The sequence below is a fragment of the Actinomadura sp. NEAU-AAG7 genome (assembly GCF_018603865.1).
In the GTDB taxonomy this organism is placed as follows: Bacteria; Actinomycetota; Actinomycetes; order Streptosporangiales; family Streptosporangiaceae; genus Spirillospora; species Spirillospora litoris.
In genome coordinates, this window is sequence record NZ_JAHFZY010000007.1 from 25600 (window position 1) to 46343 (window position 20744).

Consider the following 20744-nt stretch of genomic DNA (forward strand, 5'->3'; position numbering starts at 1 on the left):
TCAGGCGAAGGCGGGATAAGGGGAGAGCGGGGCCGCTCCCCATTCGGCCGACAGTTCCAGGACGCGCCGCGCCGCCTCCGCCAGCGCGGGGTACTCCCCGGCTGGGAGCAGCTCGTCCCGGAGCATCCCGCACCGGTGGACGAGCAGCCGCCGGATCGTCGGGGACGCGGCGGCGCGGCGGTTCAGCGGCACGTCGCCGGCGACCGCGTCCGGGACCAGCAGCAGGGTCAGCGCGGTCCACGCGGCGATGCCCCGGCGGACCCCGGCCCGCCAGGCGCCGTCGTCGGCCAGATCCGGATAGACCTCCAGGAGCCCCGCGCGGTAGGTCTCCTCCACCAGCGCCGCGAGCGCGGGATCCAGACGGAAAACGCACCAGCAACTCGAAAAGGGCATCCGGCAGTACGCGGCGGTGAGGAAGACCGAGGGATGTCCCGACGCCTCGAAATCCAGGAACCGCAGCCCGCCTGGGGTGAGCATATTGTTGTCGGGGCAGGTGTCGCCCGGGGAGAAGGCGGGATAGCCGTCGTCGGCGAGGCGGCCGAGTTCGTCGATCTCGCCGGCCAGCCCGTCCGGGACCTCGATTCCCGCTTCGTCGAGCGCGGCAGGGACCCTGCCGATCCCGCGCAGGGTCGAGCTGACCTTGGCGGGCGGATCGCCGTCCCGGCCGTATTCGCGCCGGAGCCGCTCCAGCGCGTCCTGGCGGCCGTGGCCCGCGCGGGCCATCGCGCCGAGCCCGCGCGCCCAGCCCAGCAGTCCGTCGCGCGCGGCCTGCGGGTCGGCGCCGAGCAGCAGGTCCGTCAGGCTCGGCCCGGCGCCGAGGTCGGCCATCACGACGAGCGGGTACCCGGTGTCGACGGCGAGGAGGTCCGGGCCGCCGACCGCGAGCGCGAGCCCGGACGCCTCCGCCGTGAACGAGTTCCGCGCGTCGGCGTAGGTCTTGACGATCACGGTGCCGCCGCCGGGGCGGCGGCAGCGCAGCACCGCGCAGTCGCCGGGGTCGCCGAGCGGCACGGGGTCGCTCAGCGGCTCGCCCAGCGCCGCCGACGCGGCCCTGACCGCCGCCCCGTCGCCCGGTCGGGTCACCGGGCCTCCCACTCCTCGATCGCCGCCCAGACGAGCCCGAGCGTCTCGGGCTTCGCCATCTCGTAGTGCGTGCACGGGACGCCCGCCTCGGTGACCGTCCCGGTCACGTAGGGCGCCCATCGCTGCGCGGTGGGGTCGTCCGGCTCCCGGTCGCCGGTCGCGGTGACCAGCAGGAGGTCGCCGTCGAACCGGCCGTGCTCGTGGCCGATCTGGATCGTCCGGTTGTTGCGGATGACGCGCGCGATGGCGTGGACCTCCTCGTCGGTGGCGGCGCCGAGCGTGCTGCCCGCCTCCTTGCGGACGACCTCGACCAGGCTCTCCAGGTGCGCGTCCGGGTCCTCGGCGGTCTCGGCGGGGTCGTCGGGCCGCTCCAGGAACGGGAACTGGTCGAGGACGATCAGCGCGACCTCCTCGCCCGCGTCCTGGAGCCGCACGGCGATCTCGTGCGCCGCGACGCCGCCGAACGACCAGCCGAGCACCCGGTAGGGGCCGTGCGGCCGCACGGCGCGCATCTGCTCGATGTAGTCGGCGGCCATCTCCGTGACGGAGGCGGGCAGCGGCGAGGTCGCGTCCAGGCCGCGCGCCTGGAGCCCGTACAGCGGGACGCCCTCCGGCGCGAACCGGGCGAGCGGCATGTAGCACCAGCTCAGCCCGCCGGACGGGTGGACGCAGAACAGCGGCGGCTCGGTGCCCTCGGCGCGGATCGGCAGCAGGACGTCGAGCGAGTCGCTGATGGAGGAGACCGTCATCCGCCGCATCAGCTCGGCGACCGTCGGGGAGGCGAACAGGTCTCGGACGGCGACCCGCACCCCGCGCTCGCGGAGCCGCTCGACGAGCCGCACCGCCAGCAGCGAGTGGCCGCCGAGCGCGAAGAAGTCGTCCTGGACCCCGACCCGCTCGACGCCGAGCACCTCCGCGAACGCCGCGCACAGGCCCTCCTCGAAGGAGGTGACGGCCCAGTGGGCGGCCTCCTGGCCGGCGCCGTGGTCGGGGGCGGGCAGCGCCTTGCGGTCCACCTTGCTGTTCGGCATCAGCGGCATCCGGTCGAGCGGCACGACCGCCGACGGCACCATGTAGCCGGGGAGCTGCTCCTGGGCGAGCGCGCGGACCGCCGCCGGGAGGCCGCCGGGCTCCTGCTCCGCGCCCGGGTCGGGCACGACGTAGGCGACCAGCCGCCGGTCGCCCGGCACGTCCTCGCGCACCAGCGCGACGGCCTGCGCGACGGCCGGGTGCGCGGCGAGGACGGTCTCGATCTCGCTCAGCTCGACCCGGAACCCGCGGATCTTCACCTGGTCGTCGGCGCGGCCGAGGTAGTGCAGGTCGCCGTCCGCGCTCCAGCGGACGACGTCGCCCGTCCGGTACATCCGCGCGCCGGACGGGCCGAAGGGGCACGCGACGAACCGCCCGGAGGTCAGCGCGGGCCGCCCGAGGTAGCCGCGCGCCAGGCCGTCGCCCGCGATGTACAGCTCGCCGGGCACGCCGGGCGGCACGGGCGCCAGCCGGTCGTCCAGCACGTACACCTGGGTGTTCCCGATCGGGCCACCGATGGAGGACACGTCGGTCGCGTCGCGGGAGAAGTGCTTGGCGGTCGACCACACCGTCGTCTCGGTCGGCCCGTACAGGTTCGACAGCGTCGTCCGGTCGATCAGGACGCGGGCGAGGTCGCCCGGCAGCGCCTCCGCGCCGATCATCGCGCGGACCCCCGACCAGTCGACCGGGTCCTCGGCGTCGGCGACGAGCCCGCGCCACAGGCTCGGGGTGGCGTGCACCATCGTGGCCCCGGAGGCCCGGACCAGCTCCCGCAGCGCCCACGGGTCGAGGACCTGCTCCTGCGACGCGAGGACCATCCGGGCGCCGTTGACCAGCGGGAGGTAGAACTCGAACCCGGCCATGTCGCAGCCGTGCGTGCTGACCGCGAGGAGCCGGTCGTCCGCGCCGAGCGCGAAGTCGTCCTGCATCGCCGAGAGGAAGTTGACGATCGCGCGGTGCTCGACCAGCACGCCCTTCGGACGGCCGGTGGACCCGGAGGTGTAGATCACCCACATGGGGTGCTCGGGCCGCAGCGGCGCGGTGCGCTCGGCGTCGGCCAGCGGCCCGGCGGGCAGCGCGGCGAGCGCCCCGGCGACGGCCGGGTCGTCCAGCAGGACGACGGGGACGCCGGTGTCGGCCTGGTCGCCGACCTCGAACTCGGCGAGCCGCTCCCGCATGTCCGTGCCGCTGAGCAGGCACACCGCGCCGGAGTCGGCGATCACGTAGGCGGTGCGCCCGGCCGGGTAGGCGGGGTCGATCGGCAGGTAGGCCGCGCCCGCCTTGACCACCGCGAGCAGCGCGACGACGAGGTCGGCGGTCCGCTCGAACACGGCGGCGACGACCGACTCCGGGCCCACCCCCCGCTCCACCAGGTACCGCGCGAGCCGGTTCGCCCGCGCGTCCAGCTCCGCGTAGGTGGTCTCGGTGCCCCCGGCCACGAGCGCGACCGCGTCGGGGGTCCGCGCCACCTGCGCCTCGAACAGCCCCGCGACGGTCGTCTCCGGCACCGGCGCCGCGGTGTCGTTCCATCCGGTGAGGACGCGGCGCCGCTCCTCGGCGCCGAGGACGTCGACCTCGCTCAGCCGCAGCCCCGGGTCGGCGGACACCGCGTCCAGCACCAGGACGAGCCGCTCGGCGATCCGCGCGACGGTCTCCGGCTCGAACAGGTCGGCGGCGCCGACGACGCGGCCCTCGATCCCGGCCGGGGCGCCGTGCTCGTCGAGGGTCTCGGCGGCGCTCACGTCCAGGTCGAACTTCACCGTCCACCGCCCGGTGGACGCCCCCGACGACGCCTCCCGGTCGCCCTGGACACCGGGCAGGGCGAGCACCGCCTCCTCGGTGTTCTGCAACAGCAGCATGACCTGGAACAGCGGGTGCCGCTTCAGCGAGCGCGGCGGCGACAGCTCCTCGACGAGCCGCTCGAACGGCACGTCCGGGTGGGCGAAGGCGCCGAGGCCCGCCTCCCGCACCCGCGCCAGCACGTCGCGGAACGTCGGGTCCTCCGACAGGTCGGTGCGCAGCACGAACGTGTTGACGAAGTAGCCGACCAGGTCGTCCAGCGCCTCGTCGGTGCGCCCGGCGATCGCCGAGCCGACCGGGATGTCGGTTCCGGCGCCGAGCCGCGACAGCAGCACCGCGAGCGCGCCGTGCAGCATCATGAACATCGTGACGCCCTCGGCGTGCGCCAGGTCCCGCAGCCGCGCGTGGACGTCGGCGGGGATCTCCAGCGGCACCCGGTACCCCTCGTGCCCGGCCACGGCGGGACGGGTCCGGTCGGCGGGCAGCGCCAGCTCCTCCGGGATCCCGGCCAGCGCGTCCCGCCAGTAGGCGACCTGCCGGGAGATCAGGCTGCCCGGGTCCGCGCCGTCCCCGAGCACCTCGCGCTGCCAGATCGCGTAGTCGGCGTACTGGACGGGCAGCGGCTCCCACCCGGGCGCCTCCCCCGCGCGGCGCGCGGCGTAGGCCGCGGACACGTCCCGCGCCAGCGGCGCCCACGACCAGCCGTCACCGGCGATGTGGTGGACGACCACCATCAGCACGTGCTCGTCCGGCGCGACCCGGAACAGCCACGCCCGGACGGGCACGTCGGAGGAGAGGTCGAACGTGCACGTCTCGGCCGCCGCGATCGCCTCGCGCAGGTCCGCCGGCTCGACGTCGAGCGTCTCCAACCGCCAGTCCAGGTCGTCGATGTCGATGACGTGCTGGTAGGGCTCGCCGTCAGCGACGGGGAACACGGTGCGCAGCACCTCGTGCCGGGCGAGCGCGTCGCGGAACGCGGCCGCCATCGCGGGCGCGTCCACCTCGCCGGCCAGCCGCGCCGCGACCGGGATGTTGTAGGTGGAGCCGCCGCCCTCAAGGCGGTCGATCAGCCACATGCGGCGCTGCCCGAACGAGAGCGGGATCCGCTCCGGCCGCTCCATCGCGGTCAGCGGCGCGCGTGCCTCCGCCGCGCCGGTCAGCCGCTCGGCGAGACCGGCCACCGTGGGCGCCTCGAACAGCGTGCGGATCTCGATCTCCACTCCCAGGACGGCCCGGATCCGGCTGACCAGCCGGACCGCCAGCAGCGAGTGGCCGCCCAGGTCGAAGAAGTCGTCGTCGACGCCGACGTCGTCGAGGCCGAGGACCTCGGCGAACGCGAGGCAGAGGATCTCCTCCCGCGGCGTCCCCGCCCGGCGCCCGCCCTCCAGCAGCAGGGACGCGTAGTCGGGCGCGGGCAGGGCCCTGCGGTCGAGCTTGCCGTTGCCGGTGAGCGGCAGCGCGTCCAGCGCGACGACGGCGGAGGGGACCATGTGCTCGGGAAGCCGCTGCGCGACGGACTGCCGCACGGCGGCCGGGAACGCGGTGTCCTCGCCGGCGTCCGGGTCGGCGGGGACGACGTAGGCGATCAGCCGGAGGTCGCCGGGGGCGTCCTCGCGGGCGATGACGGCGGCCTGGCCCACCCGGGGGTTCGCGGTCAGGGCGGCCTGGACCTCGCCGGGCTCGATCCGGAACCCGCGGATCTTGACCTGGTCGTCGGCGCGGCCCGCGAAGACGATCTGCCCCTCGGGGTTCCAGCGGGCGCGGTCGCCCGTCCGGTACATGCGCTCACCGGGCGCGAACGGGCACGCGACGAACCGCTCCGCCGTCAGGGCGGGGCGTCCCACGTAGCCCCGGGCCAACTGGGCCCCCGCTATGTACAGCTCCCCCACGACGTTCGGGCCCACGGGGCACAGGAACTCGTCCAGCACGAACACGCGGGTGTTCCCGACCGGGGAGCCGACCGGCACGACGCCGCCCGCCGAGAGCCGGGTGGTCGTCACACCGATCGTCGCCTCGGTGGGGCCGTAGTGGTTGAACACCGCGCATCCATCGGCGGCCTCCACCAGCTCCTCCACCCATACCGGCGGGGCGGCCTCGCCGCCGAGGACCAGTGACCGGGCGGGCAGCACGTTCCGCGTTCCGGCGGCCGACGCCAGTGCGGCGAGGTGCGACGGGACGGCCTTCAGGTAGTCGATCGAGTGCTCGTCCAGGTACTCCGCGACGGCGGCCGGGTCGGTGACGGATTCCTCCGGCAGGATGTGCAGCTCGCCGCCGGTCGCCAGGCTCGCGAACACCACGGTGTTGCCCAGGTCGGTGACCTGCGCCTGAAGCAGCGCATACTTCCCGCCGGGCATCCCGAATTCGACGCGGGCGGGAACCGAGGCGACGTAGTTCCGCACGCCGCCGTGCGTGACCGCGACACCCTTCGGACGGCCGGTCGATCCGGAGGTGTAGATGACATACGCCACCCCATCCGCCTCGACGTTCACCTGCGGCGCGGTCGTGGGCTGGGCGGCCAGTTGCATGGCGGTGAACGCGTCGTCCAGGGCGACCATGCGGACTCGGCCCGCGGGCAGATCCTCCAGGATCTCATCGGTGGTCAGCAGCAGAACCGCGCCGCTGTCGGAGAGCACGAACGCGATCCGCTCGGCGGGTTGGGCCGGATCGACCGGAACATAGCCTGCCCCGGCCTTCCACACGCCCAGGACTCCGACCACGAAATCCACGCCGCGCGACAGGCACAGGCCCACGACTGATTCGGCACCCACGCCTTGGCCGATCAGGTAGTGCGCCAGCCGGTTCGCCCGCTCCTCCACCTCCGCGTACGAGACCTCGGTTCCTTCGGCGACCACCGCCACCGAATCCGGGGCGAGCGCGACCCGCTCCTCGAAAAGGTCGGTCAGCATCGCGCGGCCGGCGTCGAAACCGGTGTCGTTCCACTCGGCCAAGACCTGGTGCCGCGCGTCCTCGTCCAGGAGGTCGACCGCGCTCAGGTTCAGGCTCGGGTCGGCCGTCAGCAGGTCCAGGACCCGCACCCAGCCGTCGGCGATCCGCTTGGCGGCGTCGCGGTCGAACAGGTCCGCCGCCACCGTCACCGACCCGTACACGCCGCCGGGCGCGCCCTCGGCGTCGAACGCCTCGCCGACCAGCACGTCCACGTCGAACTTGGCCGAGGACCAGGACTCGTCCGCGTCGTCCACGGCGGAGCCCCCGGCCTGGACGCCGGGCATGCGCAGCGTCGTGTCCACGGTGTTGCGCATGGTGAGGACGATCTGGAAGAGCGGGTGCCGCGCCATCGACCGGCTCGGCGACAGCTCCTCGACCAGCTTCTCGAACGGGACGTCCTGATGCGCGAACGCCGACAGGCTCCGCTCCCGCACCCGCCCCAGCACCTCACGGAAGGTCGGGTCGCCCGACAGGTCCGTCCGGATCACCAGCGTGTTGACGAAGAAGCCGACCAGGTCGTCCAGCGACTCGTCGGTGCGCCCGGCGTTCGCCGAACCGATCGGGATGTCGGTTCCCGCGCCCAGCTTGGACAGCAGCATCGCCAGCGCCGCCTGGAGCGCCATGAACGTGGTCACGCCCTCGTCGCGGGCCAGCTTCAGCAGGCGCGCGTGGATCTCCGCCGGGATGTCGAGCGAGACCAGGTGCCCGCGGTGCGAGGCGACGGCCGGACGCGGACGGTCGAACGGAAGCGACAGCTCCTCGGGGGCGCCCGCCAGCGCGTCGCGCCAGTACGCCACCTGACGCGAGATCACGCTTTCGGGATCGCTCTCATCCCCCAGCAACTCACGCTGCCAGAGCGCGTAGTCCGCGTACTGGACGGCCAGCGGCTCCCAGTCGGGCGCCCGCCCCTCGCGGCGCGCGGCGTAGGCGTCGGAGAGGTCGGCGGCCAGCGGGCCCTTGGACCAGCCGTCGGTGGCGACATGGTGCATCGTCACGACCAGTACGGGCTCGTCGGCGCCGGACTCGAACAGCCAGGCGCGGATCGGCACCTCGGCCGACAGGTCGAAGGCGTACCGGGCGGCCTCGGCGACGGCGCCCGCGAGCTCCCCGGGGGCCACCTCGACGGTCTCCAGTTCCCAGGAGAGGTCGTCGATGTCCAGGACGTGCTGGTAGGGCTCGCCGTCGGCGGTCGGGAAGACGGTGCGGAGCACCTCGTGCCGCCCCAGGACGTCGCGCAGGGCGAGGCCGAGGGCGTCGCGGTCGACGTCGCCCGCCAGGCCGAGGACGACGGGGATGTTGTAGGTGGCGCTCGGGCCTTCGAGCTGGCCGATGAACCAGAGCCGCCGCTGGCCGTAGGACAGCGGCATCCGCTCGGGCCGGGCCCGCGCGGTCAGCGGGGTCCGCGCCTCGCCCGCGCCGCCGAGCCGGGCGGCGAGCCCGGCGGGGCTCGGGGCCTGGAAGAACGTCCGGACGGTCAGGTCCGCGCCGAGCGCCTCCCGGACCCGGCTGATCAGCCGGATCGCGAGCAGCGAGTGGCCGCCGAGTTCGAAGAAGTCGCCGTCGGGCGCCACCGCGGGCAGGCCGAGGACCTCGGCGAACGTGGCGCAGAGGATCTCCTCCCGCGGGCTCGCCGGGCGGCGGGCGGCGGAGGTGCGCGGCGCGGGCGCCTGGTCCGGGTCGGGCAGGGCCCGGCGGTCCAGCTTCCCGTTGCCGGTGAGCGGCAGCGCGTCCAGGACGGTCACGGCGGACGGCACCATGTGCTCCGGCAGCCGCCCGGCGGTGAACTCGCGCAGCTCGGCGGGGAGCCGGTCGTCCGCCGCGCCGGCCGGGACCACGTAGGCGGCGAGCCGTGTGTCGCCGTCGGCGCCGGTGCGGGCGATCACGGCGGCCTGGGCGACGCGCGGGTGGGCGAGCAGCGCGGCCTGGACCTCGCCCGGCTCGATCCGGTACCCGCGCACCTTGACCTGGTCGTCGGCGCGGCCCGCGAACACCAGCAGGCCGTCCGGCGTCCAGTGGGCGAGGTCGCCGGTGCGGTACATCCGCGCGCCGGGCTCGAACGGGCAGGCGACGAAGCGCCCGGCGGTCAGGCCGGGGCGGCCGGTGTAGCCGCGCGCGAGCCCGGCGCCCGCGACGTACAGCTCGCCGACGGCCCCGGCGGGCACGGGCCGCAGACGGCCGTCCAGCACGTAGAGGCCGGTGTTGGCGATCGGCGTCCCGACCGGAACGGCGCCCGCGCCGACCAGGCCGGGGGTGAGCCGGACGGTGGTGACGCCGATCGTGGCCTCGGTCGGGCCGTAGTGGTTGGACACCGCGCGCGTCCCGGCGGCGGCCAGCACGTCGCGGAGCCAGCCGGCCGGCGCGGCCTCGCCGCCGAGCACCAGCGCCTTGGCGGGCAGCACGTTCTCGACGCCCGCGGACGCCGACAGCGCGGCGAGGTGCGAGGGGACCGCCTTGACGTGGTCGATGCGGTGGTCGGCGAGGTAGGCGGCGACGGCGGAGGCGTCGGTGACGGCGTCCTCGTCCAGGACGTGGAGTTCGCCGCCGGTGGCGAGGCTGGTGAACACGACGGTGTTGCCGAGGTCGGTGGCCTGCGCCTGGAGGAGCGCGTACCGGTCGCCGGGGGCGCCGAACCCGACGCGGCCAGGCACGGACGACACGTAGTTCGCGAGGCCGCGGTGGGTGACGGCCACCCCCTTGGGACGCCCGGTGGAGCCGGAGGTGTAGATCACGTAGGCGAGGCCGTCCGGTTCGGGGCGGACGTCCGGGCGCGTACCCGGGTAGCCGTCGGCGGCGAGGGCGGACGGGTCGTCCAGCAGGATCTCGCTGCCGCTGTCGGCCAGCATGAACGCCGTCCGCTCCAACGGGTAGCCGGGGTCGATCGGCAGGTAGGCGGCGCCCGCCTTCCAGACGGCGAGGACGGCCGTCACCATGTCGGCGCCGCGCGGCAGCGACAGCCCGACGACCGACTCCGCGCCGACGCCCCGCGCCCGCAGGGAGTGGGCGAGGCGGTTCGCGCGCGCGTCCAGCTCCGCGTAGGTGATCTCTGCGGAACCCGATACCAGCGCGACCGCGTCCGGGGTCCGCGCGGCCTGCTCCTCGAACAGGGCGGCGACGGTCGTCCGGGGGATCTCGGCGGCGGTGTCGTTCCACGCGCCGAGGATCCGGTTCCGCTCCGGTTCCGCGAGGACGTCCACCTCGGCGAGCGGGACCTCCGCCTCCGCCTCAAGGAGGCCGACGAGGCTCCCGGTCGCGGTGGCGAGGTGCCCGGCCACGGCGGGCGCGTCGACGGGCGCGACCGCGTAGACGACGATGGAGATCTCGTCGCCGTCGTCGTCCACCGCGACCGTGAGCGGGTAGTTGTTGCGCGTCTGGGAGAAGACCCGGCCGATGCCCTCGCGCCCCCGGGGGTCGTCGGCGGCGGCACGGCCCGAGTTGTGGCGGTAGTTGAACAGGGAGGTGAACAGCGGCGCGTCGCCGGTGACGCCGCTGGCCCGCTGCGCCTCGGCGAGCGGGGCGTGCTCGTGTTCGAGCAGCTCGGCCAGTTGCGCGCGCATCGCCGCGACGGCGGACGCGGCGTCCACGCCGTCCACCCGGACGCGCACGGGCAGCGTGTTCATGAACAGGCCGAGCATGCGGTCCGAGCCGGAACCGGCGTTCATCCGGCCGAACAGCACGGTCCCGAAGACCACGTCGTCGCGTCCGGACACGGCGGCGAGCACCCGCGCCCACGCCACGTGCAGCACGGTCGCGGCGCTGACGCCGAGGCGGCGCGCCACCGTCCGGAGCCGGTCGTGCAGCTCGCCCGCGAGCGGGAGTTCGGCGCGGACGACGTCGGCGCCGTCGCCGAGGACGTCCAGCCGTCCGAACGGCGCGGTCGGCTCGGTCACGTCGCCGAGCAGCCCGGCGAAGAAGCTCCCGTGGTCGGCGTGCTCCGCCTCGTGGCGCGCCTGCGCGACGAAGTTCCGGAACGGGAGGGGCTCGGCCAGCTCGTCGCCGCGCCCGGCGAGGAACGCCTGCACCTCCTCAAGGAGCAGTTCGAGGGCGGTGTGGTCCTGGACGATGTGGTGCACGCGGACGAGCGCGAGCCACCGCCCGTCCCGGCCGGGCGCCACGTGGAGGTCGATGAGCGGGGCGCGGCGCAGGTCCATCGCGCCGCCGCCGAGCGCCACCAGGTCGGCGACCGGGTCGGCGCTCGCCGGGTCGAGGTCCACCTCCCGGACGGGCAGCGCGGCGCGCCGCCACACGACCTGCACCGGCGCGCGCAGCCCGTCCCGGGCGATCGAGGTGCGCAGAATGTCGTGCCGGTCGACGACGTGCTGCAGCGCGGCGACGAAGCCGTCCAGGCGGGCGCGGGTGTCGAACTCCAGCACGGTCGGCATGACGTAGGCGTCGCCGCCGCCCTCGGCGAGCAGGTGGTGGAACAGCAGGCCCTCCTGGAGCGGGGCCAGCGGGTACACGTCGGCGGTGTTGGCCGCGCCGCCCTCGACGGTCGCGACGACGCGTCCGACCTCCTCGGCGGTGAGGTCCGCCAGCGGCAGCATCGCCGGGGTGATCTCGGTGGCGCCGTCCGGGACCAGGTTCGGCGGCACCTCGACGCGCTCGCCGCCCGCGCTGAGCGCGAGCCCGGCGGGCGTCGGGGACACGAACAGGGCGCGCACCGACACCGACAGGCCGCGTTCGCGGAGCGTCTCCACGAGCCGGATCGCCAGCAGCGAGTGGCCGCCGAGCGCGAAGAAGTCGTCGTCGACACCGACCCGGTCCAGGCCGAGGACCTGCGCGAACGCGGCGCACAGCACCTCCTCGCGCAGCGTGGCGGGGCCGCGCCCACGGGTGGGGGTGTACTCGGGCGCGGGCAGGGCGCGGCGGTCCAGCTTGCCGTTGGCCGACAGCGGCAGCGCGTCCAGGACGACGACGGCGGACGGCACCATGTGCGCGGGGAGCCGCTCGCCCGCCAGCGCCCGCACCTCGGCGGGCAGCGCGCCGCGATCCGCGCCGGAGCCGGGGACGACATAGGCGATCAGGCGCTTGTCGCCGGGGGCGTCCTCGCGGACCACGACGGCGGCCTGCGCGACCCGCGCGTGCGCCGCGACGACCGCCTGGACCTCGCCGGGCTCGATGCGGAACCCTCGGACCTTGACCTGGTCGTCCACGCGCCCGAGGTATTCGAGCCGCCCCTCGTGGTCCCAGCGGACGAGGTCGCCGGTGCGGTAGAGCCGCTCCCCCGACCCGAACGGGTCGGCCACGAACCGCTCGGCGGTCAGCGCCGGGCGCCGCAGGTAGCCGCGTGCGAGCCCGCCGCCCGCTATGTACAGCTCGCCCGCGACCCCCGCCGGGACAGGGCGGAGCGCGTGGTCGAGCACGTACGCGCGGGCGTTGGACACCGGGCGGCCGATCGGCACCGGGCCTTCGTGGTCGACGCCGTCGACGCCGCCCCCGCGCTCCGCCGACCAGGCGGTCGCGTACACGGTGGCCTCGGTGGGCCCGTAGATGTTGGAGACCCGCGCGTCGGGCAGCGCCGCGCGGACGCCGTCCACCACGTCGGCGGTCAGCGCCTCGCCCGCGAACACCACGGCGCGCGGCGCGGCCCGCAGCCCGCCCGCCAGCAGCCGCGCGAACGCCGACGGCACGCCGCTGACCAGGCTGACGGGGCCGAGCGGGGCGTCCCGGTCGGCGAGCGCCAGCAGGTCCGGGACGATCTCGACGGCGCCGCCCGACACCAGCGGCCCGAACAGCTCGAACACCGACACGTCGAAGGTGAGCGACGTCGACAGCAGCACGCGCGCGAAGTCGGCGCCGCCGAACTCGCGGGCCGCCCATTCGAGCAGGCCGGTGACCGAGCGGTGCTCGACGACGACGCCCTTCGGCCGTCCCGTCGAGCCGGAGGTGAAGATGACGTAGGCGGGGTGGCCGGGCAGCGGCGCGGGCCGCTCGGCGGCGGTGAGCGGGAGCGGGTCCAGGCCCGCGAGCGCCGCGGCGGTCTCCGGCGCGTCGGTGAGCACGACCGGCACGCCGCGGTCGGGGACGGCCCCGGCCGTCGCCGCCGACGCGAGCACCACGGCGGGCGCCGCGTCGGCCAGCATGAACGCGACCCGCTCGGCGGGGTGGGCGGGGTCGATCGGCAGGTAGGCGCCGCCCGCCTTCAGCACGGCCAGCAGCGCGACGACCGCGCCCGCGTCCCGCTCCAGGCACACCCCGACGACCGACTCGGGGCCGACGCCGCGGCCGGTGAGGAGCCGCGCGAGCCGGTTGGCCCGCGCGTCCAGCTCCGCGTAGGAGAGGGTCGCGCCGCCGTGGACCACCGCGTCGGCGCCGGGCGTCCGCGCGACCTGCGCCTCGACCATCTCCGCGACGGTGGACGCGGCGACCGGCACGGCGGTGTCGTTCCACTCGACGAGCACGCGCCGCTCCTGCGCCTCGTCCAGGACGCGGACGAGGCCGAGCGGCAGGTCCGCGCCGCCGTCCACGGCGCGCTCCAGCGCCTCGACGAGGTTCGCCGCCGCCGCGCCGACCAGCAGCCCGACCGCGTGCGGGTCGACCGGCGCGACCGCGTCGACGTCCACCTCGATCGCGTCCCCGTCGTCGTTCACGGAGACCATCAGCGGGTAGTTCGTGCGCTCCTCGAAGAACACCAGCCGGATGCCGCGCAGCGGGTCCTCGCGGTCGCCGCCGCCCGAGCCGTCGTCGGGGTCCTTCGGGTCGTGGCGGTAGTTGAACAGGGAGGTGAACAGCGGCACGTCGCCGGTGACGCCGCTGGCGCGCTGCGCGACGGCGAGCGGGGCGTGCTCGTGCTCCAGCAGGTCGGCGAGCTGGCCGCGCATCGCCGCGACGGCGTCCAGCACGCCCGGCTCGCCCGTCCGGACGCGCACCGGCAGCGTGTTCATGAACGGGCCGGGCACCCGGTCGGACCCCTCGCCGGAGTTCATCCGGCCGAACAGGACGGTGCCGAACACCACGTCCTCGCGCCCGGACACCGCCGCGAGCACCCGCGCCCACACGACGTGCAGGATCGTCGCGGGGCTGGCGCCGACGCGGCGCGCGACGTTGCGCAGCCGGGCGTCGAGGTCGGCGGGGAACGCGACCGTCGCGCGGACGGACCCGGCGCCGTCGCCGCGCACGTCGGCCAGGCCGAACGGCGCGGTCGGCTCCTCGACGTCGCCGAGCAGCTTGGCGAAGAACCGGGCGTGCTCGGCGCGGTCCATGCCGCCGCGCGCCTGCGCGACGAAGTTGCGGAACGGCAGCGGCTCGGGCAGCGCGTCGTCGCGCCCGGCGAGCATGTCCTTCACCTCGTCGAGGACGACCTCCAGCGCGGTGTGGTCGCGGACCATGTGGTGGCCCCGCACCAGCGCCACCCAGCCGCCGCCGGGCACCGCGGCGACGTGCGCGTCCATCAGCGGCGCGCGGCCGAGGTCGAGCGACCGGCCGCCGGCCGCCGCGAGGAGCCGCCCCGCCGGGTCGGCCTCGCCCGGCTCCAGCGCCACCTCCTCGACCGGCAGGACGGCGTCGCGCCACACGACCTGCACCGGCTCCGGCAGCCCCTCCCACAGCACGGACGTCCGGAAGATGTCGTGCCGGTCGACCACGCGTTGCAGCGCGGCCAGGAAGGCGTCGAGCCGCTCGCGCGACTCGAACTCCAGGACGGCGGGCATGACGTAGGCGTCGTCGCCGCCCTCGGCGATGAGGTGGTGGAACAGCAGGCCCTCCTGGAGGGGGGCCAGCGGGTACACGTCGGCGAGGTTCGCCGCGCCGCCGTCGACGGACGCGACGATCCGGTCGACGTGGTCCTGCGACAGCTCCACCATCGGCAGCATGCCGGGGGTGATCGCGGTCGCGCCGTCGGGGATCATCCGGTCGGGGACGGCGACCCGCACCGCGCCGGAGGACGCGGCGACGCCCGCCGGGGTCGGCGCCTGGAAGAACGCCCGGACCGACACCGACACGCCCCGCGACTGGAGCAGCGCCACCAGCCGGATCGCCAGCAGCGACTGGCCGCCGAACCGGAAGAAGTCGTCGTCGACGCCGACCGTGTCGACGCCGAGCACCTCCGCGAACGCCGCGCAGAGGATCTCCTCCCGCACGTTCGCCGGGCCCCGGCCCGCGCCCGCGCCGGCCGCGAAGTCCGGCGCGGGGAGCGCCGCGCGGTCGAGCTTGCCGTTCGCGGTCAGGGGCAGCGCGTCCAGCACGACGACGGCGGAGGGCACCATGAACTCGGGCAGCCGCCCGGCGACCCACCCGCGCACGTCCTCGGGCAGCGCGTCGCGCTCGTCCCCGGCCGGGACCACGTAGGCGACCAGGTGGACGGTCCCCGGCGCGTCCTCGCGCGCGACGACCGCCGCCTGCGCGACCCGCGGGTGCGCCGCGACGACCGCCCGGACCTCGCCGGGCTCGATGCGGAACCCGCGGACCTTCACCTGGTCGTCGGCCCGGCCGAGGAACTCCAGCCGGGCGTCGGCGTTCCACCGGACGCGGTCGCCGGTGCGGTAGAGGCGCTCCCCCGCCGCGAACGGCGAGGCGACGAACCGCTCCGCCGTCAGCGCGGGGCGGCCCGCGTAGCCGCGCGCGAGGTTGGCCCCCGCGACGTACAGCTCGCCGGGGACGCCGCGCGGCACGGGACGCAGCCGCTCGTCCAGGACGAGGACGCGGGTGTTGCCCACCGGCCGGCCGATCACCGGCGCGGGGGCGTCGGCGACGCGGGCGATCGCCGTGTCCACGGTGCACTCGGTCGGCCCGTAGAGGTTGAAGGCCGTGACGCCGTCCGCCGCGCGGAGCAGCTCCCAGGTCCTCGCGGGCAGCGCCTCGCCGCCGAGGCCGACGCGGCTCGGGCGGTGCGGGCCCTCCAGCAGGCCCGCGTCCGCCAGCGCCTGGAAGTAGGACGGGGTGACCTCCACGAAGTCGACGCGGTTCTCATGCAGCCAGCGGACCAGGAGTGAGGCGTCCCGCCAGGTGACACCGTCCACGATGTGCAGCGCGTGGCCGGTGAACAGGGCGGCGAGCTGGTTCCAGGACGCGTCGAACGACACCGAGGTCGTCAGCGCCACCCGCGTCCGCCCGCCGCCGTAGAGCGCCTCGTGGTGCCCCTCGCACAGCCCGGTGATCGCGCGGTGCTCGACCACCACGCCCTTCGGCCGTCCCGTCGACCCGGACGTGTAGATCACGTAGGCGGGGTGGCGGGGAAGCAGCGGCGCGGTCCGCTCGCCGGGGGCGAGCGGGCCGCCGTCGACGCCCTCCAGGGCGGCGTTGTCCAGGACGAGGTGCGGCGCGCCCTCGGGCAGCGCCGCCGCGGCCGTCGCCGTGGTGAGGACGGTGACGGGCGCGGCGTCCTCGATCATGTAGGCGATGCGGTCGGCCGGGTACTCCGGGTCGAGCGGAACGTAGGCGCCGCCCGCCTTCAGCACACCGAGGATCGCCACGATCAGCTCGGCACCGCGCTCCAGGCACACCCCGACCCGCGCCTCGGGCCCGACCCCGCGAGCGATCAGCGACCGGGCGAGCCGGTTCGCGCGCTCGTCGGTCTCGGCGAAGGTCAGCGTGACGCCGTCGAAGACGAGCGCCGGGGCGTCCGGCGTGCGCGCGGCCTGCTTCTCGAACAGCTCCGCGAGCGTGGCGGCCTCGACCTCGCGGGCGGTGTCGTTCCACTCGGCCAGGACGAGCCGCCGCTCGCCCTCGTCCAGGACCTCCACCGCGCTCAGCCGCGTCTCCGGGGCCGCCACCAGCTCCCGGACGACGCGGGCGAACAGCGTCGTGATCCGCTCGATCGTCGCGATCTCGAACAGGTCGGCCGCCGCGACGACGCCGCCGCGCAGCCCGGCCGGGGCGCGAGCGGTGTCGAAGAACTCGTCGAAGGTCCAGTCGAGGTCGAACTTCGCCGCCGCCGAAGCCGCCGCCGAGGGCGCGGGCGCGGACCGGGCGGGGCCGGGTTCGGGCTCCGCCGCGTCCAGGACGGTCCGCTCGTTGTTCTGGACCTTCAGCATCACCTGGAACAGCGGATGCCGGGAGAGCGACCGCGCCGGGGACAGCTCCTCCACCAGCCGCTCGAACGGCACGTCCTGGTGTTCGAGCGCCGTCCACCCGGTGTCGCGGACGCGGGCCAGCACCTCGCGGAACGTCGGGTCGCCCGACAGATCCGTCCGGATGACGAGCGTGTTGATGAAGAACCCGACCAGGTCGTCCAGGGCCTCGTCGGTCCGGCCCGCGGCGGTCGTCCCCATCGGAATGTCGGTGCCCGCGCCGAGCCGCGACAGCAGCACCGCCATCGCGGCCTGCACGACCATGTAGCTGGTGACGCCCTCCGCCTGCGCCAGCTCGACGAGGCGCGCGTGGACGGGGGCGGGGATGTCGACCGCCACCTCGTGCCCGCGGTGGGAGGAGACCTCCGGGCGCGGGCGGTCGAACGGCAGCGCCAGCTCCTCCGGGGCGCCCGCCAGCGCGTCCTTCCAGTACGCCACCTGGCGCGACATGACGCTGTCCGGGTCGTTCTCGTCGCCCAGCAGCTCCCGCTGCCACAACGCGTAGTCCGCGTACTGCACCGGGAGCGGCTCCCACTCCGGCTCCCGCCCCCGCGCGCGGGCCGCGTAGGCGGTCGACACGTCCCTGGTGAGCAGGCCCATCGACCAGCCGTCGCTCGCGATGTGGTGCATCGTCACCACGAGGACGCGCTCGTCCGGACCGGCCTGGAACAGCCACGCCCGGATCGGGATCTCGGCCTCCAGGTCGAACACGTGCTCCGACGCCTCGGCGATCGCGACGTCCAGGTCGGCGGGGTCGACCTCGGCCACCGACAGCGCCCAGTCCAGCTCGTCGGGCTTCAGGACGCGCTGGTAGGGCTCGCCGTCCACGGCCTCGTAGACGGTGCGGAGCACCTCGTGCCGGGCCAGCACGTCCAGGAACGCGCTGCCGAGCGCCGCGGCGTCGACCTCCCCGGGCAGCCGCAGCACCCGGGAGATGTCGTAGGTCGCGCTCGGGCCGTCGAGCTGCGCGATGAACCACAGCCGCCGCTGCGCATACGACAACGGAACCATCAGGAGTCCTCCCGGGTACGCATCGGCCGCAACATCGGCCTCGCTGACTGTTGTTCTCCGAGCCGCCGCGCGAGCTCCGCCACCGTCGGCGCTCCGAGCAGCACCCGCAACGGAAGCTCCACCCGCAGGACGGCCCGGATCCGGTTGACCAGGCGCACGGCGAGCAGCGAATGCCCGCCGAGGGCGAAGAAGTCGTCGTCCACCCCGACCCTCTCCAGGCCGAGGACCTGCGCGAACAATCCGCACAGGATTTCCTCCCGGCGGTTGGAGGGGCCCCGGCCCGCCCCGGCCACCACGGCGAACTCCGGCACGGGGAGCGCGTCCCGGTCCAGCTTTCCGTTCGCCGAGTACGGCAGCGCGTCAAGCACCACCACGGCCGCCGGGACCATGGAGTCCGGCAGGTGCGTCGCGGCGAACGCCCGCACGGACTCGGGCGTGGCGCCCTCGTCCTTCGCGACGACATAGGCGACGAGGCGTCTGTCGGCGGCCGCGCCCGGGACCGCCATCGGTGCACCCTCGGGGGTCAGGAACTCGACCCGCCCTTCCGGGGTCCGCCGTGCCCTGGCGCCCGTGCGGTACAGGCGGTCGCCGGGCTCGTCGGATGCCGGACGTGCGTCCGCCAGATACAGATCGCCCGGCACGCCCGCGGGCACCGCGCTCCGCGAACCGTCGAGCACCTGGGCCCCGCCCAGGGGGTCGACGCTGTGCAGGGGCGGCGCCGTGCCGTCGAGGGCGTCCTCCAACGCGGGGACGAGGTTCTCGATCGCGGCCCTCATCAGGAGCGCGACCGTCCGCGCGTCGATCGGGGCGAGGGCCCCGGCCGACACCTGGATCCCGTCCCCCGTGTCGTCGATGGCGACCTCAAGGGGGAAGTTGGTGCGCTCGCGGGAGTACCGGAGCCGGATGCCCTCCTGCCCCGGACCGGCCGCGTCCTCCCGGCCGGTGACGTGCAGGTAGTTGAGGAAGGAGGTGAACAGCGGAACGTCGCCGGTGACGCCGCTCGCCCGCTGCGCCGCCGCGAGCGGCACGTGCTCGTGCTCCAGCAGGTCGCCGAGTTGGGCGCGCATGCCGGAGACGGCCGCGAGCACGTCCTGCCCGTCCGTCCGGACCCGGACGGGGAGGGTGTTGACGAAGGGCCCGGGGACCCGGTCCGCGCCGGCCCCGGCGTTCATCCGGCCGTACAGGACCGTCCCGAACACCACGTCGTCGCGGCCCGACACCGCGGCGAGGACCCGCGCCCACGCCACGTGCGTCACGATCGCCACGCTGCTGCCCAGCTTCCGGGACACCTCCCGCAGCCGCGCGACCACGTCGGCCGCGAGGGGCTCCACGTGGTGGGCCACCCCGGCGCCGTCGCCCCGCACGTCCAGCACGCCGAACGGGGCCGTGGGCTCGCGGACGTCCGCGAGCAGCCCGGCGAAGTACCGCTCGTGCTCCGACTCCTCCAGCGCGGCGCGCGACCGCGCCACGAACTCGCGGAACGGCAGCGGGGCGGGCAGGTCGGCTGCGTCCCCCGAGAGGAACGCCTCCACCTCCCCGAGCAGGACGCCCATCGCGGTGTGGTCCTGCACCATGTGGTGCACCCGCACCAGCGCGAGCCACCGGTCGCCCTCGGGGGCGGTGTGGACGCTGATCAGCGGGGCGCGCCCCAGGTCCATCGAGGTGCCGACCGACGCCACCAGCTCGGTCACCGGATCGGCGCCGACGGGGTCCAGGGCCACCTCCTCGACGGGCAGGACGGCGCGGCGCGCGACCACCTGCACCGGCTCGCGCAGCCCCTCCCAGACGATCGAGGTCCGGAGGATGTCGTGCCGGTCGACCACCTGTTGCAGCGCGCCGGTGAACGCGTCGAGCCGGGCCCGGGAGTCGAACTCCAGCACGGTCGGCATCACGTAGGCGTCATCGCCGCCGTCGGCGAGGAGGTGGTGGAACAGCAGCCCTTCCTGGAGCGGGGCGAGGGGATAGATCTCGGCGATGTTCGGCGCGCCGCCGACGGTGTTCTCGGTGATGTGGCCGATCTCCTCGGCCGACAGCTCCACCAGCGGCAGCATCTCGGGCGTGATCCGAGTGGCGCCGTCCGGGATCAGGTTCTCGGGGACCGCGCCGCGTTCCGCTCCGGCCACGTCCGCGAGCCCGGCCGGGGTCGGCGTCTGGAACAGCGCCCGCACCGAGATCGACACCCCGTGGACGCGCAGCCTTTCCACGAGCCGCACCGCGAGCAGCGAATGGCCGCCGAGGGCGAAGAAGTCGTCGTCGACGCCGACCTCGTCCACGTCGAGGACTTCGGAGAACGCCGCGCACAAGATCTTCTCGCGGGCGTTGGACGGCGCTCGCCCAGAGGTGGCACCCGTCTGCTCTGGGGCGGGCAGGGCCTTGCGGTTCAGCTTTCCGTTGGCCGTCAAAGGCAGCGCGTCCAGCACCATGAGCACCGACGGCACCATGTAACCGGGAAGGATCTGGGCTACCTGAGTCCGAAGCTCGGCGGAATTCACCGCCGCATCCGAACCGGTTACGAGATATCCGACCAAGCGATCCGCGTGAACGGTGGCCGCCGCGCGTGCCACTCCCCCGAGACGCTCCAGCGCGGCCTCGACCTCGCCCAGCTCGATCCGGAAGCCGCGCACCTTCACCTGGTCATCGGTACGGCCCAGGCATTCGAGAGTCCCGTCACCGCGCCAGCGGGCCAGATCCCCCGTCCGATACATCCGAGCCGACGAAACGAACGGGCACGCCACAAAACGCTCCGCCGTCAGCCCCGGGCGGCCGAGATAACCGCGCGCCAACTGAGCCCCGGCCAGATACAGCTCCCCGATCGCACCGACGGGAACCGGCCGCAGGGCGCCGTCCAGCACATAGGCGGAGGTGTTGAGG

The 20744-nt window shown here is 75.0% G+C and carries 3 protein-coding genes (1 of these 3 running past the window's edge); all 3 read right to left on the reverse strand.

The genetic code is table 11. The annotated features are described in order from the left end of the window. Tightly spaced (each overlapping or abutting the next), the 3 genes in view from KLI87_RS29920 to KLI87_RS29930 form a layout consistent with a single transcriptional unit that may run on beyond the window. Positions 1–1083 carry a hypothetical protein gene (locus KLI87_RS29920; protein WP_214619707.1) on the reverse strand — a complete coding sequence of 361 codons (1083 nt, stop codon included), beginning with the start codon at positions 1081–1083 and terminating at the stop codon, positions 1–3. Next, the gene (locus KLI87_RS29925; RefSeq protein ID WP_214619709.1) at positions 1080–17873 is read right to left on the reverse strand and encodes a non-ribosomal peptide synthetase; all 16794 of its coding nucleotides are present in this window, start codon (positions 17871–17873) and stop codon (positions 1080–1082) included. The genes KLI87_RS29920 and KLI87_RS29925 overlap by 4 nt, the downstream gene beginning before the upstream one ends. Then, a protein-coding gene (locus tag KLI87_RS29930; protein WP_214619711.1) for a non-ribosomal peptide synthetase crosses the window boundary here: on the reverse strand, positions 17873–20744 show its final stretch. It continues 4439 nt past the right edge of the window; only the last 2872 of its 7311 coding nucleotides appear in the window; the start codon falls outside the window, past its right edge; its stop codon occupies positions 17873–17875. Before KLI87_RS29930 ends, KLI87_RS29925 begins: the two co-directional genes overlap by 1 nt.